We start from the raw sequence: 25,797 nt of genomic DNA on the forward strand, positions 1-25,797 counted from the left end.
CTCAGTCGCTTGGGGATCAAGCGATCGGAATACTCGAATGAGAAAGCGTCCGCATGGCTCTGAAGAAGTCTGAGCTCTATTCGTCTCTTTGGTCCAGCTGCGATGAACTCCGCGGGGGTATGGATGCGAGCCAGTACAAAGACTACGTGCTGGTGCTCCTCTTCATCAAATACGTTAGCGACAAATACGCCGGGCAACCGTTTGCCCCGATTCAGATCCCACGCGGTGCCTCGTTCCAAGATATGGTTGCCCTTAAAGGGAAAGCTGACATCGGTGACCAGATCAACAAAAAGATCGTCGCCCCGCTGGCCAGCGCGAACCAGTTGTCTGACATGCCCGACTTCAACGATCCGTCCAAGCTCGGCAGCGGCAAGGAAATGGTCGATCGCCTGACCAACCTCATTGCAATCTTCGAAAATCCCGCACTCGACTTCTCCAAGAACCGAGCCGATGGTGATGACATCCTCGGTGATGCCTACGAATACCTGATGCGGCACTTCGCGGTTGAAAGCGGCAAGAGCAAGGGCCAATTCCTGACGCCTGCCGAAGTCAGCCTCATTATGGCTCGAATCATCGGGATCTCGACAACCAAGACCAGTGCTGCCACGACGGTGAGCGATCCGACCTGCGGTTCGGGCTCGTTGCTCCTCAAAGTCGCACACGAGGCGCCGACTCCTGTCACGCTCTACGGGCAGGAGAAGGACTCGGCCACCACAGTTCTGGCTCGGATGAACATGATCCTGCATAACACCCCAACGGCGTCGATTGTCCAAGGCAACACGCTCACCGATCCGAAATTCAAAGAAGGGGATTCGCTTAAGCAATTCGACTTCGTGGTCGCCAATCCGCCATTCTCCGACAAACGCTGGAGCACAGGACTAGATCCCAATAACGATCCCTTCGACCGCTTCTCCGGTTTTGGTTTCCCTCCTGGCAAACAAGGGGACTATGCCTACCTCCTCCACATCGTCCGTTCGCTGAAATCGACTGGCAAGGGGGCGTGTATTCTCCCCCACGGGGTGTTGTTCCGAGGAAATGCCGAAGCCGACATCCGTCGCAATCTGATCCGCAAAGGCTACATCAAAGGGATCATCGGTCTGCCAGCCAACTTGTTCTATGGCACTGGCATCCCAGCTTGTATCGTGGTGATCGACAAGGAGCATGCGCAGGCGCGCAAGGGGATCTTTATGATCGATGCGAGCGCGGGCTATATGAAGGATGGGGCAAAGAACCGGCTGCGCGATCAGGATATCCACAAGATCGTCGATGTGTTCAACAAACAGACCGAGCTACGCCGTTACTCGCGGCTGGTGTCAATCGAAGAGATCGAAAAAAACGACTACAACCTGAACCTACCTCGCTACATTGACAGCCAGCAATCCGAAGACTTGCAAGACATCGCTGGTCACCTCCAGGGCGGAATTCCCGAAGCCGACGTCCAAGCTCTCGATCGCTACTGGGCCGTCTGCCCAAACCTACAGAAGTCGCTCTTCAAAAAGAATCGGAAAGGCTACCTCGACCTGAAAGTCGACAAGGCCGACATCAACAAGACGATCTATGAGCATCCTGAGTTCACTGCCTTCATCGGTGGGATGAATGACCACTTTGCCGCTTGGCGTGAGAAAACATCCAAGGCGCTCAAGGGACTCAATCTAGGCTTCCATCCTAAGCAAATGATCGCCAAGTTGTCCGAAAGCTTGCTCGAGCACTACAGGCCTTCTGGCGACTTCTCGATCCTTCAATCCCATCTGTCGATCCTCGACGCCTATGACATCTACCAGCACTTGATGGACTACTGGTCGGTAGCGATGCAGGACGATTGCTACGCGATTTCTGCCGATGGTTGGAAAGCCGAACCGACTCGCATCCTAGAGACTGACAAAAAGGGAAAGCAAAAGGACAAAGGCTGGACTTGCGACTTGATCCCAAAGTCGCTGATCGTGGTCAGGTACTTTGCCAAAGAGCAGGAAGCGATTGACGCCAAGGCTGCCGAACTCGAGTTACTATTAAGCAAAATGGCCGAGATCGAAGAAGAGCATGGTGGTGAGGAGGGTTTGCTCGCGGAACTGGAGAAGGTCAACAAAGCCAACGTGGCTGCTCGGATCAAAGAGATCAAAGGCGACAAGGAAGCCAAAGAGGAATTGGCGGTCCTGACCGAGTGGCTTGACCTCAACACCAAAGAAGCTGACCTCAAGAAGCAATTGAAAGACTTGGAGTCAGCACTCGATGCCAAGGCACTGGCCCAATACGCCAAGTTGAGTGAAGCTGACGTCAAAACCCTGGTGGTCGACGATAAGTGGTTAGCGACGATTGATACCGACATACACGGCGAGATGGATCTTATCAGTCAAACGCTTACGCAGCGAGTGAAGGAGCTTGCTGAGAGATACGACAAACCGCTTCCAGTGCTGGTGGAGCAAGCCGATGCGATGGAATCCACGGTGCGAGCACACCTAGAGAGGATGGGATTCGCATGGCAGTGAAGAAGGGATACAAGCAAACGGAAGTGGGGCTGATACCGAGCGACTGGTTAGTTACCACCTTGCGAAGCGTATTAGATTCGTCTAGACCGGTTCGATACGGTGTCGTGCAGCCGGGTGAATTTGTACCTCAAGGACAGTTAATGCTTCGAAGCCAGGACTACTCCAAAGGATGGACGGGGCCAGAAGACATGCATCGAATCAACAGTGCATTGGAAAAGCAATATAGAAACGCACGAATCACGAGCGGTGACTTGATAATGACCATAGTTGGAGCGGGAATTGGGCAGGTTGTTTCTGCGCCCGAATGGCTTGATGGCGCAATTCTCTCGCGTAGCACCAGCCGAATCGCAGTTGATCCTAGGAAAGCCGCGAAACGTTACATCGCCGCATTTTTGGAAAGTCCATTCGGCAAGAGACAAATCATCGATTGTCAAAAGGAAGGTGCCCAACCCGTAGTTAGCTGTCCTGACCTTGCACGATTTCTAATTCCTTTGCCTCCTCTCCTTGAGCAAGAGGCGATCGCTGGTGCGTTATCAGATGCGGATGCGTGGATCGAATCGCTCGAGCAACTGATCGCTAAGAAACGTCAGATCAAACAAGGTGCCATGCAGGAATTGCTCACCGGAAAACGCCGACTACCTGCATTCAGTGGGGAGTGGGAGAAAGCGACACTGGGCGATCTGGGCCGCTGGATGGGAGGCATGACACCTTCAATGGCAAATGCAAATTACTGGTATGGTGGTGATTTCCCATGGGTGTCATCTGGCGACGTGAAATCCACTCGCTTGACTGAAACCAGCCAGCAAATCACGAAAACGGCAATCAGAGATTCGGCAACTAGCGTTATGCCTGCTGGCTCTATCATTATCGTTAACCGAAGTGGCATTCTACGTCGCTTTTTGCCGGTAGCGTTATTGCTGAAGGAAATGGCAATAAATCAAGACATCAAGGGTCTGATACTTAAACCTGGGCTCGTAAGCGAGTTTGTGCTACAGTCGCTTTTGAATGCTGGTCCGAAGATCCTTTCTACTTGTGTGAAAGCTGGAACAACAGTGGAAAGCCTTGAATTGAAGTGGCTGAAGAAATTCCCGATTTCTATCCCTGATTCAGCCGAACAAACCGCTATCGCCACCGTCCTGTCTGACATGGACACCGAGATCCAATTACTCGAATTGAAGCTTTCCAAAGCCCTTGAAGTCAAACAAGGGATGATGCAGGAGCTGCTCACCGGGAGGATCAGATTAGTATGACTCCGTGGATGTATGAGTGGTGGGTAGTAAAAGAGTTTGCTGACCAAGTTTGCACTCGAATCTCCAGTCGTGTGGTTCGCGATCTTCGCAGGAACACCAACACCCTCTCCGGTGACGACTCTCCCCTAACGAATGCCAGGGAAGAAATTTGCGTGAAAGTCCAATTCGAGCGATCGGTATACTGGGACGCCTATGAGACTGCGATGGCTCAGGCAATTAAGGAAGAAACTAAAGGATTACCGGAGCACGAATTTGCAGCTGTTTGGTTTCAAACTTCGAAAGGCGAAGAATGGGCATCTACGGAAGGTGACGATCAAAAAGAACCGTACCTAAATAGGCAGCTTTTCGTCGCGGTCATTCGTGATGGTGTACTCTCGAAGGAAAACAGTCATACCAACTTTCGAATTTGCAAGTACATCAATCAGTTTGAGTAAACTTTACACACCCCCAGCAAAGACGCGACACAATGAACCACGTCGGCCAACCAGAACAAACGACTCGACCTAGGGATGACGATCTGGCGCGATACCCTTCCGAACTTCGAACGAGACTAGGAGAAATTGGTCCACCTCAACTTGTTCATTTTTGGTGGGCTCCGATCACCTTGATCTTGGTTTGGATTCTTCTCGGATCGATCCCTTGGTGGGCAGAGCATGGATATCCGTGGAAGTTGAGATGGGGGCTTTCAGCAGGTAATGCGTCTGCATACGGAGATAGTTTTGGTTGGATCAATTCACTTTTCTCCGGTATGGCACTGGTTGGTGTGATCGTTGCGATTTACCTTCAAATGCACGAGTTGGCAGCCCAGCGCAGGGAGATGGTGATCACTCAGTGGGAGCTATCTCGAGCGGCTGAAGCACAATCTAACGCGGCCATTCTAGACTCGATCTCGGGGATTCGCGAACATGCTCTATTTGTTTTTGAAAAAGCGACGACCGAGTCAGAAAGATTGGCTGCGAGTCAGAATTTAGAATTCTGCAACGAAATCCAACTGGGGCTGCTCTCAAATCTAGTCGCGTCTATGCCAAATTCTGGACTCAGAGATGTACTGGCAAAGCGGGTTCGAAATTATGCGATCTACGCCGAATCGTTGCGATTGGTCGCAGAATGGCGAGAGGCATTTAAAGGCGTTCTCGATTATCAAGAAACGGGCGGACAAAGAAAAGTCAAGTCAGAGGTAATTGAGTCGAGTGCAATTGCTTTCGTTATCACGGTAAAAAAGGGATTGAAAAGTTTTAAGGATAATTGCAAAAGTCTGAATATCACGGTTGAGGAATTTGACACAGCATTTAATGCTGTAGTCGACGAATCGGGTGAAAAACTAAAGTCAAAGCAATCGAAATGCTTTCAAGACTTGGAGAAGGCGATCAATAATTTGGAGCTTAAGCTAGTAAGCGAAAGCAGCATCCAGAGGACTGAGGAAATCGAAACGAACGGTTCATAATGCTTACGTTGATCCCAATTCTTGAATCCTGCGGACTGCAAATCGATTGGCATGATACAAAAGTTCACTTAGCCGGTTGGAATGGTCATGAACACCCGATCGACGAGTTCTACGCAGGAAGATTTAATGCGTGGCAGGAACATCAGACGAAACGCAACTTTGACTGTAGTCATGTTTTGAGCCTTATCGATCTTGGAAATAGAGAGTGGTTGTTTGTTGGTGTTTTCAAGCAAACGGACCGTGTTGACCATCCGAAGTTTCTTGGTCACCATCTCTACAAACTAAGACTGCTACCGGCTCAAGAAGCGTTGGTCGGAAGAGTCATCGTCAGTCACACGAGAACTCGCCAAGCATATATCTGGTATCAACCAGAGAAGACCGTTTTCCCAATCGTGGAAGTCAGACGTGAACCACTGTCTATTGCAGATTTCCCTGGATACAACGCTGTCGTTATCAGCCACCAAACGCTGCGGACGATCGTCCATCAGCAGATTCCCTCTTGGCATAAGCCACTTGAGCACATCAAGGGAATCTATCTCATTACAGACATGTCGACGGGAAAACACTACGTTGGCAAGGCGTCCGGTTCCGAGGGGATTTGGCAACGTTGGTGTGCCTACGCAACGAATGGCCATGGCGGCAATGTTGATCTAAAGCGGCTGATAGTTGAAAATGGTTCGGAGTATTCACAGCATTTTCAGTATTCCATTTTGGAAATTGCAGACACCCACGCCTCCGAAATCGACATCTTGAAGCGAGAAAGCTACTGGATGGATGTTTTGCAGACTAGAAGATTTGGACTGAACGGATCAAGACGCTCATGAACGATATCGGTAAATCCGAACGGGTTACTCAAGACCGAGTAATTGCGCTTTTTCAACGTGATCTAGAGTACCGGTATCTTGGGAATTGGTCGGATCGGCTAGGCAACTCGAACATCGACGAAGGACTCCTCTCCAAGGCACTCCAAAAGTCGGGCTACTCGGATACGCAAATCAGTCGTGCGATCTACTTGCTCCGCCTGGATGCGGATAATCCCAACCGATCACTCTACGAAAACAATCGAGCTGTTTACAATTTGCTCCGCTACGGCGTACCGGTAAAAACGGAATCGGGTAAGGTGACAGAGACGATCCATTTAATCGATTGGCGACATCCGGAGAGAAACGACTTCGCGATCGCCGAAGAGGTCACATTGAAAGGTGGGCACGAGCGTCGACCGGATATTGTTCTCTACTTGAATGGCATCGCGATTGGAATCCTGGAGTTAAAGAATAGCCGTGTCACGATCGGTGATGGAATTCGTCAGAACCTTTCGAACCAGAAACCTGAATTCAACCAATGGTTTTTTAGCACGATCCAGTTCGTATTTGCGGGTAACGACTCAGAGGGGTTGCGATACGGGACAATCGGGACTCCTGAAAAGTACTTTCTTCAATGGAAGGAAGACGAGTTTGATAACTCGCAGTACAAACTCGACAAATATCTTCTTAAGATGTGTCGCAAAGATCGGATTTTAGAACTTATCTACGACTTTGTCCTCTTCGATGGGGGAGTGAAAAAACTCCCTCGCTTCCACCAGTACAAGGGAATCAAGCTAGCTCAGAGTCATGTTAGGGACCGACGCGGGGGGATCATTTGGCACACGCAGGGGAGCGGTAAGAGCATCGTCATGGTGCTTCTCGCCAAATGGATTTTGGAAAACAATCCCAACGCGCGCGTCGCGATCATCACCGACAGGGACGAGCTGGACAAGCAGATTGAACGGGTGTTTTGCGATGCAGGGGAGCCGATCCAACGGACCCGCAGCGGCCCCGAACTGATGAGCCTTTTGGGGCAGGCCAAGCCTCGATTGTTGTGTTCGTTGGTACACAAATTCGGTCGACGCGATGTCGATGATTTGGATGCTTTCCTCCGCGATCTGGAGTCGCAGCCGACAGCCACTGTCGGAGACGTTTTTGTCTTTGTTGACGAATGCCACCGAACACAGAGCGGGCGATTGCATCGAGTCATGAAGGCGATGCTTCCAAACGCGGTGTTCATCGGATTCACCGGGACCCCGCTTTTGAAAAATGACAAGGCGACAAGCTTGGAGGTGTTTGGTGATTACATCCACACCTACAAGTTCAGCGAAGCAGTCGAAGACGAAATCGTTCTGGATCTGGTATACGAAGCGAGGGACATTGACCAATGGCTTGGTTCCCCGGAGAAAGTGGATGAATGGTTTGAGTCGCGGACGAGAGGTCTCAACGATTGGCAAAAGGAAGAACTCAAAAGGCGATGGGGGACCATGCAAGCGGTGTTGAGCTCCCGCAATCGCATGGACCGCATTGTCATGGACATCGTCCACGACTTTAACACGAAACCGCGACTCTCATTCCAAAGAGGAAATGCGATACTCGTAGCGTCTAGCATATACGAAGCGACAAAGTACTTTACTCTTTTTCAGTCAACGCCCCTCAAAGGGAAGTGCGCGATCATTACGTCGTACAATCCACAAACACAGGACGTCACGAAAGAGGAGACCGGGGCGAACACCGAGACCGACAAGCAGTTCGTGTACAACACGTACATAGAGATCCTCAAGGGGGTGTCGCCAAAGCCTGGAAAGACGAAGACCGAAACCTACGAAGATGAGGCCAAGCAGCGGTTCATACAGGAACCTGCCAACATGAAGCTCCTCATTGTTGTGGACAAGCTACTCACCGGGTTTGACGCTCCCTCTTGTACGTATCTCTACATCGACAAATCGATGCAAGACCATGGGCTCTTTCAAGCTATCTGCCGAACCAATCGGCTCGACGGAGAGGATAAGACCTTTGGCTACATCGTCGACTATAAGGATTTGTTTAAGAAGGTAGAAAAGACAATCGCCGTCTACACCTCCGAATTGGATCGAAGCGACGCCGGTCCGTCGCCTGATGTCCTAATAAAGGATCGTTTGACCAAGGGGAAAGAGAATCTAGACCAAGCCATCGAGGCATTGGCATTATTATGCGAGCCGGTGGAGCCTCCCAAAGGGGAGCTGGAGTATATTCATTACTTCTGCGGGAACGTCGAAATTCCGACCGATTTGACCGAACGAGAGCCGCAGCGATCAGCGCTCTACAAAGGGACAGCGGCGTTTGTGCGAGCGTATGCGAATTTAGCGGAGGATATGGAAGCTGCTGGGTACACGAAACAGGATATCGGTCGGATCCAGCGACTGCAGACGCATTACTTGACCATTCGCGAGTTCATTAAACGAGCGAGCGGTGAGAATCTCGACATTAAAGCGTACGAGGCCGACATGCGTCATTTGATCGACAGCTATGTCCAGGCATCGGAGCCTCGCAAGATATCTCCGTTCGATAACATGGGCTTGCTCAACCTGATTGTCAAAACAGGAATCGCAGAAGCGATCGCTACAACCCTTGGATCTCTCAAAGGTAATCGCGGAGCTATTGCCGAGACGATCGAAAACAACGTTCGCCGAAAGATTATCAAAGAGCATCTCAACGATCCGGCTTACTTCGAGAAGATGTCGACCTTACTGGATGAGATAATCGCAGCTCGGAAGGATAATGCGATTGAGTACGAAGAATACCTCAAACGGGTGGCGGAGCTGGTAAAGCAAGTCGAGGCGGGGCATGCCGACACGTTGCCCAAAGTCTTGAATACCCCCGGCAAGAAAGCTCTGTACAACAACCTCAAGAGCGATGCGATGGAGACCATTATCGCGAACACGCAACTGGCGGAGACGATGCCGCAGTACGGTATCGATCTCGACCCGTATGCTTCGCTGACTCTAAGGCTCGACGAAGTCGTGAAAGCTCAACGACCCGATGGTTGGCGCGGGGTTCAAGCGAAAGAGCTTGTTGTCAAACAAGCGATTTACAGCGTGATACCGAACGTCGAGGAAGTCGAGCGTTTGTTTCTCATCATCAAAGCGCAACCAGATTATTGAGGCCAGGCATGGTGACACGAATCCAGCTTGGCACAATCGAAGCCGAGGTGACCTTCAAGGCGATTAAGAACGTGCATTTGAGCGTGCACCCACCCCATGGTCTCGTACGCATATCGGCACCGACGCGTATGAAGCTCGATACCGTGAGAGTGTTTGCGATCTCGAAACTCCCTTGGATCAAACAGCAGCAGCGTAGGCTCTCGGAACAAGAACGTGAAACGCCAAGGGAGTTCATTGAACGCGAGAGCCATTTCATCTGGGGTAAGCGGACCTTGCTCACAGTCCTGGAACGTGAAGAATCACCGAGCGTTTTGGTGCAAGCGAACAAGATGCGTCTCACCGTTCGCCCGGGTACTAACCGAGATCAGAGGGAGTCGATTCTCGATAAGTGGTATCGCGACCAAGTGCGACTCGTCGTCCCGGAATTCCTTGAGCGTTGGGAAAAGCGAATGGATGTGAAAGTGGAGCGTGTCTTTGTGCAACGGATGAGGACTCGTTGGGGAAGTTGCAATCCAGCAACCTGCAGCATTCGCCTCAATACCGATTTAGCCAAGAAGCCTAGGCAATGTCTTGAGTATATCGTCGTACATGAAATGGTGCACTTGCTGGAGCCGACACACAACGCCAGGTTTCAATCGCTCATGGACCGTTACATGCCTCAGTGGCACGAATATCGAAACTTGCTCAACTGTCTCCCTGTTCGGCATGAAGATTGGGATTACTAAGCCGGTTGTGACTGGAAGCGGCTATCCACAAAAACACACAATTGTGAGATCTGGTAGACTTGGACTGATATCGAACTTGTTGTAACGCGATTCCACCTCGAGTCTTTCAATGAAAAAACGCCAATCAGATCCAAACAGCACTGTACTTGAATTTTTAAGAGGTTTCGTTTTCTACGTCGAATACTTATTTGGTTTGGCAATCCTTCTCCCAATTGCGGGACAAGTGAATGCTCAGGATCGCTTCGAATTGCCACAGAAAGAAGATCTCGAGCTGGTCCGGCCTATAGTCCATGAAGCAATTGGAGCAATCGCCGACTCATATCCTGAAAGCTCAGGCGATTTCGCGAAGAATGTCTTAGAGCTTGCAAGCACCGAAACCGATTCGATCAAGAAGTATGCCCTTCTTCAGGAACTGCTTGATAGGTCAATTGTTCTGAAGCAGACAGATGTTGCATTCAAAGTGGCGGACTCAATCGCGGCATCTTTCCACTATTCGGCATCGAGCGCAAAAATCGGTATCCTAAAGCAACTGATTCCGACCAAGAAGAATCCAATCGAACGAGCATTCTTGCTTGGCTTACTCATCAGTAACGTTCGAGAGGCCATCAAGGAGGACAACACTCAAATCGCGAAAGATGCTTGCGCTTTTGCCTTGCGCTCGATGCCGAAAGACAACAAAAAAGAAATGTCCGCATATTTCGCAAAGCTCAAGAAAGAGGCTGAGGACGTGGAAGCCTTCCAGAGAATATACCTTGAAGCACGAGCACGGTTAGTTGATTTTCCAAACGATAAGGACGCGGTTGCATTAGCCGCAAAGTTCGAATTTTACAAAAGCGGTGATGTCGAGAAGGCGATGAAGGATTTCGAATTGTCTGGCAATAAACTCTTACTTGAGATTGCCGCCATGGAAGCAATAGATAATCACCCTGAACCAAAGGATATGAAGCATCTCGGGGATTTGTGGTGGGAGCTGTCTCTGGAGCATCCTCCCGCTCTTAGGAAACGATTTCAAGAGCGCGCGGCTTCTTGGTATCTGAGATGCGAACACTTTTTACAGGGTGTGGATAAAGTAATCGCTCAAAAACGGGTTGAAGATTCCAGAGCGGAAGAGCGGTTTGCTTTTGTTACGCATGACCTGCTTGCTGCCTCTGTCCGTCGTGAAATTCATCATGGTAATTATGACGCAAGTAGAAAAACTATAACGCTGACTCATGCCGATGCAAGCTACTGTCAATTTTTTCTTGAATTGCCTGACGAATACGATTTGGAGTATCGGTTTAAGAGAACATCCGGGCAGTACGGGTTTTTCTTTAACTTTCCATCTAAGGGGAAGCCATTTACATGGAGTAACAGTGGGCATGCTAATGGAACTGGTAGCTTCCACGGCTTCGCAATTACACAAAAGAATAACAAAGTATCAAGCCGGTTTACCGTCGAAGATGGCGTTTCACACATACTTAAATTTAAGGTGCGTTTGGAAAAACTCCAGTGCATTTACGATGACAGAATTGTGTCGGAGGTGAATGATCCGTTTGATCCGAAGAATACTAATTCAGACGTAATCTACCACCACACTTGGGCGGAACCGCATCTTGCGATTGGAGACTGGTGGGGAACTCTTGAGATACAGTCGGCGATGCTCATCGGCTACAGATAGAGGAATCGTTCACGCACGTAGTTCCGGCTGTACTCGACATGTTACGATGAGTCACAGATCTTTGCCTAAAGTGGAGTTGGATTACATCGAGATTCGAATTACTTCCAGAGCTCCACTTAGAATATCAGGCCTCGATTTGCGTGAGACGGGTTGCTAGGTCCGACCATCTATGCAGGCTCCTTGTAGGTCGTCAGGATGACTCCAACCACCAACACTCGGCACTCCGTCAAAACCATCATGTAAATCGGTCGAATTAGCTGTTATTGGACGGTAGTACGCAAGGATTGCTGGCGCACGTTCTGCTGTTTCATCGTCTCAAAACAATTCCCAAATAACGTGCTATCGCCAGTTTGGGTGCGATTTCGTAGATTTTACTCCATTGGTTCCTGGGGCAGTTCGAAAGGCGCTACACATGAGCTGGGAAAGTCGAAACGGACGTGGCCGCTATTACACGCGGAGTCGTCGAGAAAGCGGACGGGTAAAAAGGGAATACATCGGCACCGGTGAGGTTGCTGAGACCTTGTACCGACAGGATTTGCTGCAGCTAGAGATTCGGCTGGCAGAAGCGAAGGAACTGAAAGAAGAGAAAGCCGAACATCGCGTTCTCGAACAGTCGCTGACGCTTCTGGACGATTTGGTCAATTGCTTTACCAGGGGAACTTTGATTTCGGCGGGATACTACCAACACCATCGATCGGAATGGAGGAAACGCGATGCTAGTTGAACAGATACCAGACCTGAAGGCCGAGAAGAGACAACTTTCAGAGCTCATTCAGCGTGCGAACACGGGTGACGATTCTGCGATTCGGAAACTCCAAGAGGAACTCTCCGGTCCTCATGCTGAACTCTTGGTCAACGCGTGCGGAAACCTTGCTACGGAGGCGGAAACTGCCATTCTCCGTGCGATGTTCGGTGACCAGGAAGGCAGCAAATTGATTTCTCGTCGATCGATGAGTCAAACTCGTCAAGAGCTTGGCTGGGAAGACGCTAGCAAGCTAGAGAGATTGCTCATTGAGCGGGTTGTCCTCGCCTGGCAGGCCCTCGCATGGGCAGAGATCCTCAATGCACAGACCAGCAAGTGCACGGTGGCTCTCGCGAAGTTCAATCAGTTTCGAGTCGACCGAGCGAGTGTTCGTTTCCTCTCTGCGGTAAAGGCTCTCGCTACCGTGAAGAAGCTACTACCGCGACCTCAACCGGAATCAAATGAAGTGAAAGAACCTGAATTTGGCAGTACAGCCCTACACGATCGGCTCGCCATGCTTGGTTCGGTAAACTAAGCAATACTGAATGCAAAGCTTGTTGAATTTGGTTGGTGGTCAAGGCCCCAACACCCTCACTGCAAATCAAATCAAGGGGCATCCAAAAGATCCAAAATGACGTTTACAATCTGAGAATGTCGCTAGGGAAGTCATGAGCCCGCGCTGTCTCTGATCGATCGCAACTCCATTCGGTCGGTCGGAGGCAGCGGCGACTTCAAATTATAAATGGAGTATCTAAATTGCTTGAGCCGCTGACTCGTTGGGTAACCGTCCAAAGCTTTGAAGAGCATGGTCTTTTTCAAGGCGCAGTCGAGATAATATTCGACAACTGGAAGTGGTATGTCGGTTGCAAAGGATGGTCTGCTTGCCTAGAGGAGTGTCTCGACAAGAAGTTTGCGATTGCCAACAAATCGCTTGACCTCATGCCCCAGACTATCGATCCAAAGACGCACTTCGAGCAGTACGCCCTTGAAAAAGCAATAACCTTGAGTGTGTGCGAATTGGTCGATGGTGGCACGATTCTCGATCTAAGTACGCACTCCCGTATTGGGGAACTACGATACATTAAGTCTTTCAGAGGGGACTGTTTGTTTGACTTCCAGGATGGTCGAAAAGTTGTCTTCAATCCTGCGAATGGATGGGCGCTGCTCGGGTCTTACTCCAAATTTGTTGATGAGATGGCTCGTCGAGAAGAATGGTTGTTCAATCGGGCTGAGCATTTTTTGCTCGTGAGTTTGGAAGAAACCACTGTAGACTGGGAGATTTCTTACCGACGAGAATTGGTCGTTTTATCAAAGCAAGAAGCTGCCGACTGGATCGTTGAAAATGATTCCGCAAGAGGTGATGAGGTACTTCAGTTCTCCAGCTATCGTAGCGTGGAGGAAATTCTTTTCGGAGCCTATCCAATTGATGCCCCGAGCGATCAATCAGACGTAGACCGTGCATCAATTCAAAGTGTTCTAGAAGAACAAGTCTCTGGAGAGTCGGGACTACACGTCGCGTCTAACGTCGAAGTTGATGTGGATGGCAATACGCGAAGTAGCGGAGCCAAATTGGACTTACATTCTATTGAGTTAGGAAAGCCGTATGGTGCAGGCGAAGACGGATTGCGTCGCGACGCCAAGATTTATCAGCTTGCGTTAGAGAAGTGGACGAACTTAGACATCGCCAAAAAGATAGAAGAACTCTCAGGTCCTGAGAATTGGGAGTCGATTGGCGATTCCCATGTGTCGCGACGTCTGAAGGAGTTTTGCCTTTACAAAAATCTCCCTGTCCCCGATCGGCCCGTTGGACGTCCTCGGTCTAGAAGAAAAACCTAGCGCGCTAGGTTTCTTTGCTACTGGAAATCTAGCGCGATAAAGCTCTATCCCTATTTCGTAGTCGCGAATCTGTGATGATCCTTCCAACACCGGAAAGGAGAATCACATGCAAAAAACTTCGTTGGACCAGCTACCTACCAGTCGGCATGTAGCTGAAGAAATAGCTCGGCACGTTGCCGAAGCTCGCAGGCTAAGGACATTGCATCGAGCAATCCGTTCTATCGAAAAGGATCGTAGATCAGATGCGAACGGAGACCTTGGACCAATGGAGGTGAAACATGAGCCGAAGTGAAAGAGGTGACAACAGCAAGCCCCGAAGAATACAGAGATTGCACCTGGACGAAGTGGCATTAGCCGTCTCCATGCGTCAGGCTGGAAAAATGCTGTCCGTATCTGAGCGCAGCGTTTGGAGTCTTTGTCAATCCGGACAGCTCGCGAGTTTCAACATAGGGCGATCCGTGCGAATTCCCGTCGATGCGATCCGAAAATTCATTGTTGAATCAAGCGACCATCGAGGTAAGCGACAATGAACTCAAATATTGGTAACTGGCTGAAGCTTCATCGGCAAATCATAGACTCGGAAGTCTTTTTCAATCCAAGTCTTCTCCAACTTTGGCTATGGCTCTTGGTCAAGGCTGCATATCGCACTCAACACATTCCAATGAAGACTGGACGGGGATGGACGACCGTGACGCTTTCCCCCGGTCAGTTAGTTACAGGAAGGTCTGAGGGTGCATCCGCGATTGGCATACCAGAAAGTACGTTTCGGAACCGACTGAAGAAACTTGAGGAGATGGGCATGATAGTTACCGATCCGAGCGATCACTGGACTGTGATTTCCATCGTGAATTGGTCAATTTTCCAGGCAACGGATAGTTGGGAGGTAAGTGGTGAGATAACGATTGAAGGACAGGGTAAGGACAAGCAAATTAAGAGTGATTTATCGAACGAAATCGAACTCAATACGCACGACGAGTGCGATCAGAGGACAGGCAAAAGACAGCAAAAGGACACATACAAGAAAGCAAACAAATCAAAGAATTTAAGTATAGATACACCCGCTTTGAAGAGCGGGGAGTTATCTGAAGCTTCTGAGGGAAGGCTTGACTATCCCAAGGATTTCGAAGCCTTCTGGGAGGCTTTTCCTTCGAAACGTCGTCAGGCCAAGAAAGCCACCTTCAAAAGCTGGCAGAAGGTTTGTAAGAACATAAAACAAGAAAACGCATCGTCCTGGTTAATCGATCGAGCTAAAGTCTACGCAGGTTCCCCAAAAGGACAAGGTGAGTATGTCATGTCGCCGGAGGTTTGGCTCAATAAGGGATGCTATTACGATTCCCCCGAAGCATGGGGGATTCCAAAGCACACTGAAGTACTCAAGCCCTTCGTTCCGCCCAGTGTCGACGAACCTTTCAAACCGAGAGTGAGGGCGGTGTCATGATCGCACAAGTGGATGAAAATCTTGCACAAAGGGCTGTTTATCGTGAGCTCGTTGAGCGAATGGTTCTTTCTACGGCGCTATTGGATCCTCAAGTGCTGCTTGAGCATCTAACAGGGCTTGAGTCTAGGGACATCGCAAATGTGGCACTTCGACAGCTTTTTGAATTGGTTAGTAAAATGCAAAGAAACAAAGAGCCAATCACTTTGCACTCAGTGCTACTTGCTTGTTCAAGATCTGGTTTGATTCAAGATCTTGGTGGTCCCGTCGGATTCAACGAGCTTCTCGATTCAGCACCGAGCATCGCGCATGCCACTTATTACCGGAAGGAATTGCAGCGATTGGCGGAAACGGAACGCACGTTTCAATCGGTTTACGATTCGGTCATTCGATTGTCTCACAAAGATTGTGATATTGATCGAGAACTTCAGTATCTACGGAAGATCCATGATGGTCATGCATCCACAGAGGATTCGCTCGCTCACTGCAACGATGTTTTGCAACAACTCACTGAGAAAGCGACTTCAAGCAGATGCAAAGTCACATTTGGAATTCCTTCATTGGATGGCCTCGTCACAGGAGGACTGGACTGCAAGTGGCTCGTATTGATCGGAGGCCGTTTTGGCAAGGGAAAGTCAACCTTAGCATGCCAACTCTTTTCTCATGCAGTCCAGGAGGGTAGGTGCGTTGCAATGTTTTCCTTGGAAATGACCCGACACGAGGTTTTGGAGCGGGTCTGCTCTAACGAAATCGGGATCCCCATGACAGCGTGGAGAAAGCAGAATCGCCCACCAGAAGTGAGTATCGCAATTGAAAAAATGCGACGACAGTCGTCGAACTGCAAATGGTGGATTGACGATCGCGCGAGTCAGACGATCGACTCGATTCGTTCCAAGTGCGAATTGCTAAAGCTACGCGACGGACTGGATCTAGTCATTATCGACAACCTACAGCTGATTCAAAGCAGACTGGATGCTAGGCAGCCACGCGACCTACACTACACCACAATATCACGATCCTTGAAAGTGATGGCTAAGGAGCTCGATTGCGTTGTCGTGCTTTTGTGTCAACTTGATACCGAAGCTGCAAAGCAGCGACCGACTTCAGCGAACTGGGCTTCAGCAAAAGCAATTGAGGCCGATGCTGATGTAGCTCTCATGATTCACGAAAGCAATGAGCAATACGAAATCATCGGGACGAAAATTCGAAATGGAATCGGTGGAAGATTTGTTCCTGTGAAATTCGATGGCCTCTACCAGCGATTCGAGTCGGCTGGATTGCAAAATGAATTCAGTTCAGACTTTCTGTGAGAACCGATCTGATCGAATCCCAACAGTTACGGAATTTCCGATAGCAATAATGGTTGACTTTGTTTCAGCCGAATGACAATGATTCGAACATGCGGCTAGGACCTGCAATCCGAAAGCCGAATACCTTCGACGGTTGCCGCATGTTTCTCTTTTTGAAGGTTCAACCACGAAGGGGTTGTTCAATGGCTTCCGTAAACCACGATCCGAACGGGACTGTCCGAATACAGTTCGTTGCACCCGATGGATCACGCAAAACGCTTCGGCTAGGTAAGTGCTCGAAACGCGATGCCGCTAGTATCAAGTTTCGGGTCGAAGCGTTGCTGTCTTCCACTATCACGGGTGTGATGGATCGCGAACTGAGCCTGTGGGTCGCTTCAGTCACCGAAAAGAATCAGGAGTTGCGATCGAAACTGGAAGCAGTCGGCCTTCTGAAGCCATTGGTGCCGGAGCCCGCCAAACCAAAGGTACTCCTCTCGGATTTCCTCAAAGACTTCGTTGCACGCAATGGTGTCACCAAAAAGCCAGGGACCCTTGAGGTCTGGCGCCAAGTGGTCGCGTTGCTGAACGAGTACCTCCCAGGGCTCGCTTTGGAAGACGTGACGAAAGGCCATGCTAAGAAGTTTCATGAGGACTTGAAGGCAAGAGGGTTAGCCCCAACAACCATCCACAAACGGATTGGATTCGCTCGTCAGTTCTTCCAGGATGCTGTCGATTGGGAGCTGATCCCCTCCAATCCGTTTGATCGGGTCAAGACGCAATCAAGTTCAGTCAAAAGCAATGTAGAGGTGCCGCGCGAAACCATCGCTCAGGTCATGAAGCACTGCGATCCTACTTGGCAGCTCGTGATCGCTCTAAGCCGTTTCGGCGGGCTCCGTTGTCCGTCCGAGGTTCTCTCGTTGCGATGGCAGGATATCGACTGGGAACAATCGCGGATGTCGATCCCAGAGCCCAAAGTGGAGCACCACGAAGGCCGCGGGGTACGTTCTTGTCCGATCTTCCCGGAGCTACGGCCCTACCTGGACAAAGCGTGGACGCGTTGGCAAGAGTCGAACGACGACACGGACTTTGTGGTCAACATGCCAGCCTATCGATTGGCAGCGAACACGCCGGGCGGATGGAAGAATTCCAACCTGCGAACTCAATTCCTCAAAAGGCTCCACAAAGCAGGAGTTTCACCTTGGAAGCGATTATTCCATTCGATGCGAGCCAGTCGGCAAACGGAGCTGGAAAAAGAGTTTCCGATCCACGTCGTTTGCTCGTGGCTGGGGAACACGGAGGCGGTCGCCCGTAAGTCCTATCTTCTCGTTACCGATAGCGACTTCCAGCGGGCCATAGCCCCGGTTGAGGCCGACGCAAATTCCGACGCAGTAGACCCGAAATCCGACGCATTTTCCGACGCAGCGTGGAGCCGCACGGAATCGCACGGAATGGAAGAAGACTCGCAAAATTGCAGGGAAAAACGAAAAAAGCCAGTGAAAACACTGGCTCAGGAGGCGGAGGGCACGGGACTCGAACCCGCAACCCCTTACGGGGCACATCATTTCCAATGATGCCGCTAGCCATTCGCTTACCCTCCGAATGACGTCTGTTCAAAAGCATATCGAAGTGCTCTAACTGAACAAGACGAGAACCGCATTTTCCACGATTCGGAGCCTGTTATGTCCCACTTTGCTTGGCAGTTTTCGAAGAATCCGACCCATTACGATCTAGTCCGTTCGGAAATTTCCCTCCCTGATCGCCCCGCCCCGGGTTATGTACGCGTTCGAGTCCACGCGGCCTCGCTCAACTATCGCGATCTAATCGCCTGGAAGAATCTGGCTGGCAGGCAGGTCGATGGCCGTGTCCCCACCTCCGACGGAGCAGGGGAAGTTATCGCTCTCGGCGAGAATGTCTCCCAATGGCGACTCGGTGATCGAGTCGCAGGCTGCTTTTTCCAAACTTGGCAATCAGGCCCTTTCGACCTTGCCCACCATCAAAACGATCTCGGAGGTACCCTCGACGGGATGCTTCAACAGGTTATCGATCTCCCCGAAACCGGCGTGGTCCGCATACCCGAATCCCTCTCTTTCGAACATGCCAGCACACTTCCTTGCGCGGGACTGACGGCTTGGTATGCCCTTTATTCTCGGTCGCATCTCCTCCCCGACCAAACCGTCCTTTGCATAGGTACCGGTGGCGTGTCGGTCTTCGCTCTCCAATTCGCCGTCGCGCACGGTGCGAAGCCGATCGTCTTGTCGCGAAGCAAAACCAAACTAGAAAAAGCCAAAGCACTAGGCGCATGGAAAACGATCTGCACCACCGAACATCCCAACTGGTCCGAGCAAGTTTGGCAAGAGACCGATGGACGAGGCGTCGACCATGTCGTCGAAGTCGGTGGGCCCGGCACACTTGAGCAATCGATGAAGTCGGTGGCAGCCAGTGGCCACATCGCGTTGATCGGAGTCCTCACCGGATTCGGACCGCCGACGGCTAGCCTCTTCCCGCTGCTTGCTAGAAACGTGCGGCTCGACGGGATCTATGTCGGTTCCCGTGCGGACTTCATCGCGATGAACCAATATCTGGAATCGCATCCTATCGTTCCCGTCATCGATTCGATCTTTTCCTTTGATGATGCTCCTCAAGCGTTCGAATCGTTGGCGGCCGCCAATCATTTCGGGAAGATCGTTATTCGGATCGATTAAAGAAGCGATTCGAGATGCTGTTTGGCTTTGACCAAGACATCCGTCGACTGCTCGACGGATTCATGGATCGCCAAACCGCGAGGATAGGGGTGCATGAATAGCTCGGTCCATCCTTGATATTTGCCCCGTCGCAGCACATCGACCATCGGCTTGAAATCAAGCGGACCGTAGCCTGGCAGTTGCATCCATTCGTCTTCCCTCGGTTGCTTCGTCATGCTTCCTTTGCCATGTTGCCACGCGTAAAAGACGTTCACTTTCGGGAGAATCTCTTCCAGCAGCTTGGCCAATCGGTCGGGCTCCTGCGGAAGATGATACGGTGCAAAGGCGATAGCCAAATTGTCCGCGGACGCAAGCTCAGCAAAGATGCGGAGGGACTCCTCGCTCTCCATCAAGTTGTTGGCATGATTCTCAATCGCTAAAACCACACCACACTCTTCTGCGATGGCGAGGTGGGGCTTTAACTGTTCGAGGAAGTCGCGAATGGCAGCGCGAAGCTCAGCCCCTTTCAACTTCGAGGGCCCCTTGGCTCCTGTCACAATCGTCTTGCAACCCAACCGCTTGGCCAATCGAAATTCATCCGCCAGACCAAAGGGACCTAGTTTGTACTGCGTGATGCACCCTAGGTGCAGATTGTGTTTATCGAGGAGTTTCTGGAAGGCCTCCTCGCCCATTGCATCCAGTTGCTCTCGTTGATCTCCATGCACGCGCGGCCAAAGATCGATCGATGCGCAATGCAGCTTCGGCGCCTCGAGGAGGATCGATTCGATCGACGCATAACCATAGAGCGAGGAGCCCAGCAAATAGCGAAAGGAAAAGGGCTCTTCGACGAAGCTGGCTGAGGCGGCTGAGGCCACTTTGGCAATCGACGCGGCCAAGCACGTTGCCGCGGTCGATTGGAGAAGGTGTCTACGATGCAGAGAGGGTTGCATGACCAACGATCCGATCTATTTCTGGGTCCAGCGTAGAGTTGATTGAGCGATTCGCTCTCCGAAAAGAACAGCGGTCTGTCGATCGCCAGGCCCGATGTTGGGTTGATCCATATTCGATTGGGCCATCAAACCGGAATAGGAAGTAAGGCGGTTGAGTCCCTCGACCGAGTTCGCATTGGTCATAACGGCATTGCCGACCCAGACCATTCCGTGTTGCATCGCGTTGACCATGAGACTGTTGAGCGTATTGAGTTTGTCTCCAGATAGCCCGAGCGAATGCGTAAACCCCGCCGCCATTTTGTCCTTCCAACCTTGCGAGTACCAAATGGAACTGCAGGCATCGAGAAACGCTTTAAACTGGGCCGCATACCCTCCCATGTAGGTTGGCGTTCCGAAGACGATCGTATCGGCCTGTTGCAAGGTTGCGATGACGGAATCGTTTTTCCATCGACCGTTGGTAATATCCGATGATTGCAATGAAAGCACGACAGGCTCGGCCCCAGCCTGGGATTTCACGCCGTCCGAAATCGCGTGCGCGAGTTGCTCGGTGTGTCCATTAGCCGAAAAGTAAACAATCGCGATCTTCGCCATAATCAACGCTTTCTCGATAGCTGGTTTGGTTGCTCGTTCCGTGCACTCTCTCGAAGAGGAATGACATAGTCTCCTGCATAGAATGCTAGAAAGCAATGGACTTGGCCGTAGACCGGTGAGCTTCACATCGGACAGTTCTCAGCCCGCCGCGAGCATCTCACACTCGTTCATTGCCATACGATGGTGCCAAGGGTCCATACAAATGGAGTGCACGATCGACAGCGAGATTTGATCCGAGGAGAAGGCGACATATGGGGATCTCGGCGACGCTTGGAACATCGATCAGGAATGTCAGCACGTGATTTCTGAGTGTACCCGAAATCCAATGATCGTTACGGAATTTTGGTGGGTTCTTCGTCCGGGAGAATTCGCATAAAGAATCGGAACCAATTGCCGAAGAAGACCGCATTGACGTCCTCCGAGGTGAAGCCTCTTCGAAGCATGATATCCTCGAGTTTAAGCAAGTCCCTGTAGCGGTTGAGGCCAACGGGAGTTTGTTCGTGGCCATAGGCGCCGTCCAAATCGGAGCCGATGCCAACGCAGTCGATGGATCCGGCCAAGTCCGCAACGTAGCGAATCTGATCGACGGCTCTCTCGAGGGTGACGACTGGTGGCGTCACCCCGCGCACGTAGCCTTCCTGCAACATGATCACATCCATTGAAACTCCCAATACACCTCGTCGTTCGATCACGGCTCGTATTTGTGCATCACTGAACTGACGCTGCCAATTGCAGATGCCTCGTGCATTCTGATGGCTGGCGTGGATCGGGCCTTGGAAATGTTCGAGGACTTGCCAAAACGCGATGTCGGAAAGATGGGTCATATCGATCGTGATCCCGAGTTGCTCGCAATGCTTCAACAGTGGAATCGCATCGATCGCCAAACCGACTTGGCTATTCGTACCACCTCCATAGCGGTTTGTCCCATAGTGGGTCAGTCCCAAGGCTCGGAGACCGGCGGCGTGGTACTCGAAGACCGTATCAGGGGTCAGGATCGGGTCAGCTCCCTCCATGGTCAAAATGATCCCGAGCGGGGTGACACCTGGAGCAGCGGCAAATCGATCTGCGTGCAATTGCAAATCACTCCGAGATCGGATCCAAGCCAAATGGCCTGCCCGTTCGAGCGCACGGTAATAGGCCAAGTGAGCGTGGGCCATCGCGTAACACGTTTCCGGGCTGGTCCAACCGAACGAGTGGTTGATCTGGGGTTCCAGTCGTGCCAGCAGGGTGGCCAAGCAAACCGCCAGTCCTGCTTCTCGAAGCTCGGGAAGGCTCAGCGTATTGGTTCTGCGACCGGCCTCCGGCATTTGCAATGCCGTTTCCTGTGCCCGTATATCCTCGACGGTTTGACGAAGGTCTCGGTTCCAATCGACACCGTTGAGAGCCAAATCCAGGTGAGCATCGAAGAGCATAGGGAGGGTTTCACGCGTAGGAGGGAGTTGATCGGAAGCGATGGACATCGGTTCACCGAGTCGTTCCGATTGTAGGGTTGGCAAAAGTTGTCGGCAGGTTTGGTAATTGTCTTGACTTCCCAGGGGCGGACTGAATAGTTTAGTACAAAGTGTGTCCGTTTGTTTGGTTGAACTGGGAGCGACTTTCTATGCAATTTGAAAGCGATGCCTCCAGCCCGAGCAGCAAGCTGCTTGAGCGATTCTTTACAGGTTTGTCCGAGTACGCATTTTATTCTCAGTTAGGTGTAACCGACACTGAGCTCGTAACTTACGTTAGCAATTTGCTGATTCGCTTCACGAAGACCGATGCGCTCCATCGCATTCGGCAGCTGAACGGCAGGCGGGCGACGGAAGTGGTGACCATGATGGCTGAGGCGCAGCATCGCGTCGGGATGGCAAAGCGAGAAGTGCACCGTCATATCGGCGACTTTACCTTGTTCTGGACCGGTCTCTATCCGGAGTCACTCCGAGGGTTGCAGACCGACAAATCCGATCACTTTGTCAGTTATTGCCACGAAGGAAAGAAAGCGTACGAGATCGCCAGCGAGATCGAATCGGACGACGAGCAGACCGCGTCGAGCGATTTGCTGCATCGGCTTAGCGAGCAGTTTGAAATGTGCGCGTACGGTCTTCGGGAAATTCGGCGCCAATGGGAAGAGAAACCAGCCGGCGACGAGCCGATACTGTTTTAGGTTTGGCGATCAGGAGTCAGGTTATCCTCTAGACCTTCGTATGGCCGGCGGGTTTCCGGGTGTTTGCCTTCAAGCGGTCTCAACCGATTTAGGGAGAACGGCGAATAGCCCGACGAACAAGCCGACGAGCCATTGTCCGGTTGTGATCCATAGATAGATCGCATGCATACGATAGAAATCGTCGGTTACGGTGTCGTTCGCTGTATCGATGCGCGTGCTTAGCACGCTGTGCTGGTACAGGAGAGCGGCCGTGAAGATACCCAAAAGGACGGCGGCAATCGTCTTCCGCCGGTTCCTCTCGAAAAATCCCGTTAACAACGCAAGGCCGGTTACCACCGCAGCCAAACCGTTCAGATAGCGCGTTGCATGTTGTGTGACGAGGCCTTGATCAAAGCTCCCAAACCGCTCCGTACCGATAGGGACTACGACGGCAGCGTAGAATGTCAGGCCTCCCCACCACAAAGACCAGCAGACAAGAAAGGGGATCAAACTCCAGACTCTCATCGCATGGAATGGGTTCTTCATCGCTTTGGCTCAATGATCGGACTCGAAACCAACACCTTGCGTCCATCGTCTTAAAACCCAGCGATTGAGGAATTGAACGCAAGCGAGGAGAGCCAGTCCTAAAAGGGTGCATGCGATGACGGCTCCGATCATCGAGGCGGTTTTCAAGTTTCCTTGACGAGCCGTGATGATGGTCCCCAGTCCTTCGTAGGCACCTCGATCCCCCACAAAAAATTCACCCACGATCGCTCCAATCACGGCCAGTCCGCAGCTGACGCGAAGACCGAGGATCAGTTGCGGAATCGCTGCGGGTATTCGAAGCTTCATCAACGTCTGCCACCGGCTTGCCGACTGCATGCGAAAGAGATCTCGCAAATTCTCGTTGATCGAGAGAAGCCCGCTCGTGACATTCGAGATGATTGGAAAAATGCTGATGATGCAGGAAACCAAGACCACGGTTCGAAACTCGTTTCCAAACCAGAGGATCAACAGGGGGGCGATCGCAACAATGGGAACGGTTTGCAGGAAGATCACATACGGATAGAAGGAGAGCCTGAGCCAAGAGGACTGGCTAAATATCATGGCGACCAAACTACCGATGACCGCACTACAAAGCAAGCCCGCGGCCGCCGACTGAAGAGTGATCCAAGCTCCGCGAAGGAGCGCCCAACGCTCGAACACCATTTCGGAGAGGACATCGCTCGGGGGAGGCAAAATCACTTTATGGATTTCCAGCCAGCGAACCAGTATCTCCCAAGTCACCAAGACCAAAAGAAAGACGACGACAGGGAGAAGTAACTTCGGCCAAACAGCCGCGATTTTGTTCGTCGTCGAGTTACTCATCGCCCGTTCCATTTCGGAATAGAGAAGCGGACGCCGCGCCGTAGTAACGGGAAAAATCGGGTGAGCTGCGAAGCTCTTTGGTTCGGGGGGATGAGAAGCGAACCTCGAGACTCTCAGCGATCCTCCCTTGGTGCATAATCGCGATTGTGTCGCTCATATAAACAGCTTCGGTGATGTTATGTGTTACGAATATGACGGTGCATCGTTCCTCCGCTACGATTTTGAGAAGGAGGTCGTTTAGTCGGGACCGCAGCACATCGTCGAGCGCCGCAAAGGGTTCGTCCATCAGCAAGATGCGAGGTTGAGTCGTCATCGCGCGCGCGATGGAAGCTCGCATCTTCATCCCTCCTGACAGTTGCGTCGGCTTCTTCGACCAGTCCTTGGGCGAGAGGCCTACCATGTCGAGCCAATGCTCCATAGCGTCCTTTGCGCCGGCTGCTCGCAGGCCACCGCGGAGTTGCAGCGGCAGGGTGACATTTTCCCAGACCGTTCGCCAGGGAAGGAGGGCTGGCTCTTGAAAGACAAACGACAGTCGGTTTTTGAGCTCCCGACCTCCCTGCTGAAACGTCTGGCCTTGAACCAGGACTTCTCCACGTGTGGGAACAAGCAATCCGGCGAGGATTCTCAGGAGGGTGCTCTTTCCGCACCCGCTTGGCCCTAGCAGCGTGAGGATTTCGCCAGAGCGAACTGGCAGATCGAGTCCACGAAGCACCTGTTCGGTATTCCCTTGGGAGTTCAGGAATTCCATCGCAATGCCGTGGCATTCGATCTCCGTGTCCCCGAGGTGCTTCGTGTTCAAAGGGGGCGATTGTTCCGAAGGATGGACGCTCATGGATTTGACTTGGCGTCCGAGAACGTTGTCGCGATCAAGCGGTCGATTTTGGCTGCCAAAATGAAGTCGTTTTCGCTGAGACCTGCAATCGCGTGGGTGGTCAAAGCGATGGTCAAAATCCGATAGCCAGTGAGATGAAGGTCCGGGTGATGCTGCTCTCGTTCAGCAAGCTCCGCTATTCGGTTCAGGGCTTCGACCGCCTGTAGGAAATTTCGAAAACGGAGACCTCGGCGAATGGACTTTCCCGACTCGTCGAGCTTCCAGTCGACCAAGTGCACGATCTGCTCGCGTGCCAATTCGGGGGAGCAGGGGGGCAGCCCTCCTTCGCAGGCAGCGCATTTTCGTTGGATAAGTTCATCTGTCGTGGCAACTTGTGTCATTTCGCTTCGATTCCATTTCGCCCGAGGGGCTTTTGTCGTCTAAAATGCCTTATGTCGGGAAATCTA

23 protein-coding genes, 1 tRNA gene and 1 pseudogene are annotated in these 25,797 nt (G+C 51.5%); 17 read left to right on the top strand and 8 right to left on the bottom strand.

Annotation, left to right across the window (positions count from 1 at the left end; translation table 11 throughout):
- Positions 1 to 53 precede the first annotated feature (53 nt).
- The 15 genes and pseudogenes from SH467x_RS06835 to SH467x_RS06905 form a co-directional block, all read left to right on the top strand.
- Positions 54 to 2,483: a type I restriction-modification system subunit M gene (locus tag SH467x_RS06835; protein ID WP_482370530.1), complete on the top strand. Its 2,430-nt coding sequence runs from the start codon at positions 54 to 56 to the stop codon at positions 2,481 to 2,483.
- A complete protein-coding gene (locus SH467x_RS06840; RefSeq protein ID WP_482370531.1) occupies positions 2,474 to 3,733 on the top strand; it encodes a restriction endonuclease subunit S in 1,260 nt (419 codons plus the stop codon). The genes SH467x_RS06835 and SH467x_RS06840 overlap by 10 nt, the downstream gene beginning before the upstream one ends.
- 203 nt (positions 3,734 to 3,936) lie before the next feature.
- Positions 3,937 to 4,167: a hypothetical protein gene (locus tag SH467x_RS06845; protein ID WP_482370532.1), complete on the top strand. Its 231-nt coding sequence runs from the start codon at positions 3,937 to 3,939 to the stop codon at positions 4,165 to 4,167.
- A 176-nt stretch (positions 4,168 to 4,343) separates the two neighbouring features.
- Positions 4,344 to 5,177, top strand: coding sequence for a hypothetical protein (locus SH467x_RS06850; RefSeq protein ID WP_482370533.1), 834 nt, complete (start codon positions 4,344 to 4,346; stop codon positions 5,175 to 5,177).
- Positions 5,177 to 6,001: a GIY-YIG nuclease family protein gene (locus tag SH467x_RS06855; RefSeq protein WP_482370534.1), complete on the top strand. Its 825-nt coding sequence runs from the start codon at positions 5,177 to 5,179 to the stop codon at positions 5,999 to 6,001. The genes SH467x_RS06850 and SH467x_RS06855 overlap by 1 nt, the downstream gene beginning before the upstream one ends.
- The gene (locus SH467x_RS06860; protein ID WP_482370535.1) at positions 5,998 to 9,123 is read left to right on the top strand and encodes a type I restriction endonuclease subunit R; all 3,126 of its coding nucleotides are present in this window, start codon (positions 5,998 to 6,000) and stop codon (positions 9,121 to 9,123) included. Before SH467x_RS06855 ends, SH467x_RS06860 begins: the two co-directional genes overlap by 4 nt.
- Before the next feature lie 8 nt (positions 9,124 to 9,131).
- Entirely contained in the window at positions 9,132 to 9,848 is a 717-nt protein-coding gene (locus SH467x_RS06865) for a M48 family metallopeptidase (protein WP_482370536.1), read from the top strand.
- Between the two features lie 109 nt (positions 9,849 to 9,957).
- A complete protein-coding gene (locus SH467x_RS06870; protein WP_482370537.1) occupies positions 9,958 to 11,505 on the top strand; it encodes a hypothetical protein in 1,548 nt (515 codons plus the stop codon).
- A gap of 412 nt (positions 11,506 to 11,917) precedes the next feature.
- On the top strand, positions 11,918 to 12,229 hold the full coding sequence (locus tag SH467x_RS06875) for a hypothetical protein (RefSeq protein WP_482370538.1): 312 nt from the start codon (positions 11,918 to 11,920) through the stop codon (positions 12,227 to 12,229).
- Positions 12,219 to 12,782 carry a hypothetical protein gene (locus tag SH467x_RS06880; RefSeq protein WP_482370539.1) on the top strand — a complete coding sequence of 188 codons (564 nt, stop codon included), beginning with the start codon at positions 12,219 to 12,221 and terminating at the stop codon, positions 12,780 to 12,782. The genes SH467x_RS06875 and SH467x_RS06880 overlap by 11 nt, the downstream gene beginning before the upstream one ends.
- Positions 12,783 to 13,003: 221 nt before the next feature.
- Positions 13,004 to 14,083 (top strand): hypothetical protein, encoded by a 1,080-nt coding sequence (locus SH467x_RS06885; RefSeq protein WP_482370540.1) that lies wholly within the window; start codon positions 13,004 to 13,006, stop codon positions 14,081 to 14,083.
- A 362-nt stretch (positions 14,084 to 14,445) separates the two neighbouring features.
- Entirely contained in the window at positions 14,446 to 14,613 is a 168-nt protein-coding gene (locus SH467x_RS06890; RefSeq protein ID WP_482371347.1) for a helix-turn-helix domain-containing protein, read from the top strand.
- Positions 14,610 to 15,521, top strand: coding sequence for a hypothetical protein (locus SH467x_RS06895; RefSeq protein WP_482370541.1), 912 nt, complete (start codon positions 14,610 to 14,612; stop codon positions 15,519 to 15,521). The genes SH467x_RS06890 and SH467x_RS06895 overlap by 4 nt, the downstream gene beginning before the upstream one ends.
- 59 nt (positions 15,522 to 15,580) lie before the next feature.
- Positions 15,581 to 16,828 (top strand): replicative DNA helicase, encoded by a 1,248-nt coding sequence (locus tag SH467x_RS06900; RefSeq protein ID WP_482371348.1) that lies wholly within the window; start codon positions 15,581 to 15,583, stop codon positions 16,826 to 16,828.
- A gap of 344 nt (positions 16,829 to 17,172) precedes the next feature.
- A pseudogene (locus tag SH467x_RS06905) lies at positions 17,173 to 17,514 on the top strand (phage integrase SAM-like domain-containing protein); the annotation flags it as partial.
- 808 nt (positions 17,515 to 18,322) lie between these two features.
- Here SH467x_RS06905 and SH467x_RS06910 read toward each other — a convergent pair.
- A tRNA-Ser gene (locus SH467x_RS06910) sits at positions 18,323 to 18,404 on the bottom strand.
- Positions 18,405 to 18,486: 82 nt separating this feature from the next.
- On the opposite strand from SH467x_RS06910, the gene SH467x_RS06915 reads away from it, so the two are divergent.
- On the top strand, positions 18,487 to 19,509 hold the full coding sequence (locus SH467x_RS06915; protein WP_482370542.1) for a zinc-dependent alcohol dehydrogenase family protein: 1,023 nt from the start codon (positions 18,487 to 18,489) through the stop codon (positions 19,507 to 19,509).
- Here SH467x_RS06915 and SH467x_RS06920 read toward each other — a convergent pair.
- From SH467x_RS06920 to SH467x_RS06930, 3 genes are all read right to left on the bottom strand, one after another.
- The gene (locus tag SH467x_RS06920) at positions 19,506 to 20,438 is read right to left on the bottom strand and encodes a sugar phosphate isomerase/epimerase family protein (protein WP_482370543.1); all 933 of its coding nucleotides are present in this window, start codon (positions 20,436 to 20,438) and stop codon (positions 19,506 to 19,508) included. The two genes, SH467x_RS06915 and SH467x_RS06920, sit on opposite strands and share 4 nt — an antisense overlap.
- A 15-nt stretch (positions 20,439 to 20,453) precedes the next feature.
- Positions 20,454 to 21,029, bottom strand: a complete 576-nt coding sequence (locus SH467x_RS06925; RefSeq protein WP_482371349.1) for a flavodoxin family protein — start codon at positions 21,027 to 21,029, stop codon at positions 20,454 to 20,456.
- A gap of 332 nt (positions 21,030 to 21,361) precedes the next feature.
- A complete protein-coding gene (locus SH467x_RS06930) occupies positions 21,362 to 22,489 on the bottom strand; it encodes a dipeptidase (RefSeq protein ID WP_482370544.1) in 1,128 nt (375 codons plus the stop codon).
- A 140-nt stretch (positions 22,490 to 22,629) separates the two neighbouring features.
- Between SH467x_RS06930 and SH467x_RS06935 the strand changes: the two genes are divergently transcribed.
- Complete coding sequence (locus SH467x_RS06935; RefSeq protein ID WP_482370545.1) at positions 22,630 to 23,172, top strand: hypothetical protein; 543 nt, start codon at positions 22,630 to 22,632, stop codon at positions 23,170 to 23,172.
- A 69-nt stretch (positions 23,173 to 23,241) separates the two neighbouring features.
- Here the strand turns inward: SH467x_RS06935 and SH467x_RS06940 are convergent, their stop codons facing one another.
- The 4 genes from SH467x_RS06940 to SH467x_RS06955 are packed head-to-tail and all read right to left on the bottom strand — an operon-like array spanning position 23,242 to position 25,731.
- Positions 23,242 to 23,697, bottom strand: a complete 456-nt coding sequence (locus SH467x_RS06940) for a DUF4149 domain-containing protein (RefSeq protein ID WP_482370546.1) — start codon at positions 23,695 to 23,697, stop codon at positions 23,242 to 23,244.
- A 9-nt stretch (positions 23,698 to 23,706) separates the two neighbouring features.
- A complete protein-coding gene (locus SH467x_RS06945; RefSeq protein ID WP_482370547.1) occupies positions 23,707 to 24,519 on the bottom strand; it encodes an ABC transporter permease in 813 nt (270 codons plus the stop codon).
- Positions 24,512 to 25,351 (bottom strand): ABC transporter ATP-binding protein, encoded by an 840-nt coding sequence (locus tag SH467x_RS06950; protein WP_482370548.1) that lies wholly within the window; start codon positions 25,349 to 25,351, stop codon positions 24,512 to 24,514. The genes SH467x_RS06945 and SH467x_RS06950 overlap by 8 nt, the downstream gene beginning before the upstream one ends.
- Positions 25,348 to 25,731: a 4a-hydroxytetrahydrobiopterin dehydratase gene (locus SH467x_RS06955; RefSeq protein ID WP_482370549.1), complete on the bottom strand. Its 384-nt coding sequence runs from the start codon at positions 25,729 to 25,731 to the stop codon at positions 25,348 to 25,350. Before SH467x_RS06955 ends, SH467x_RS06950 begins: the two co-directional genes overlap by 4 nt.
- Positions 25,732 to 25,797 lie beyond the last annotated feature (66 nt).

The sequence above is a fragment of the Brakhagea slesvicensis genome (genome assembly GCF_052161625.1).
Lineage (GTDB): Bacteria > Planctomycetota > Planctomycetia > Pirellulales > Pirellulaceae > JBKCUI01.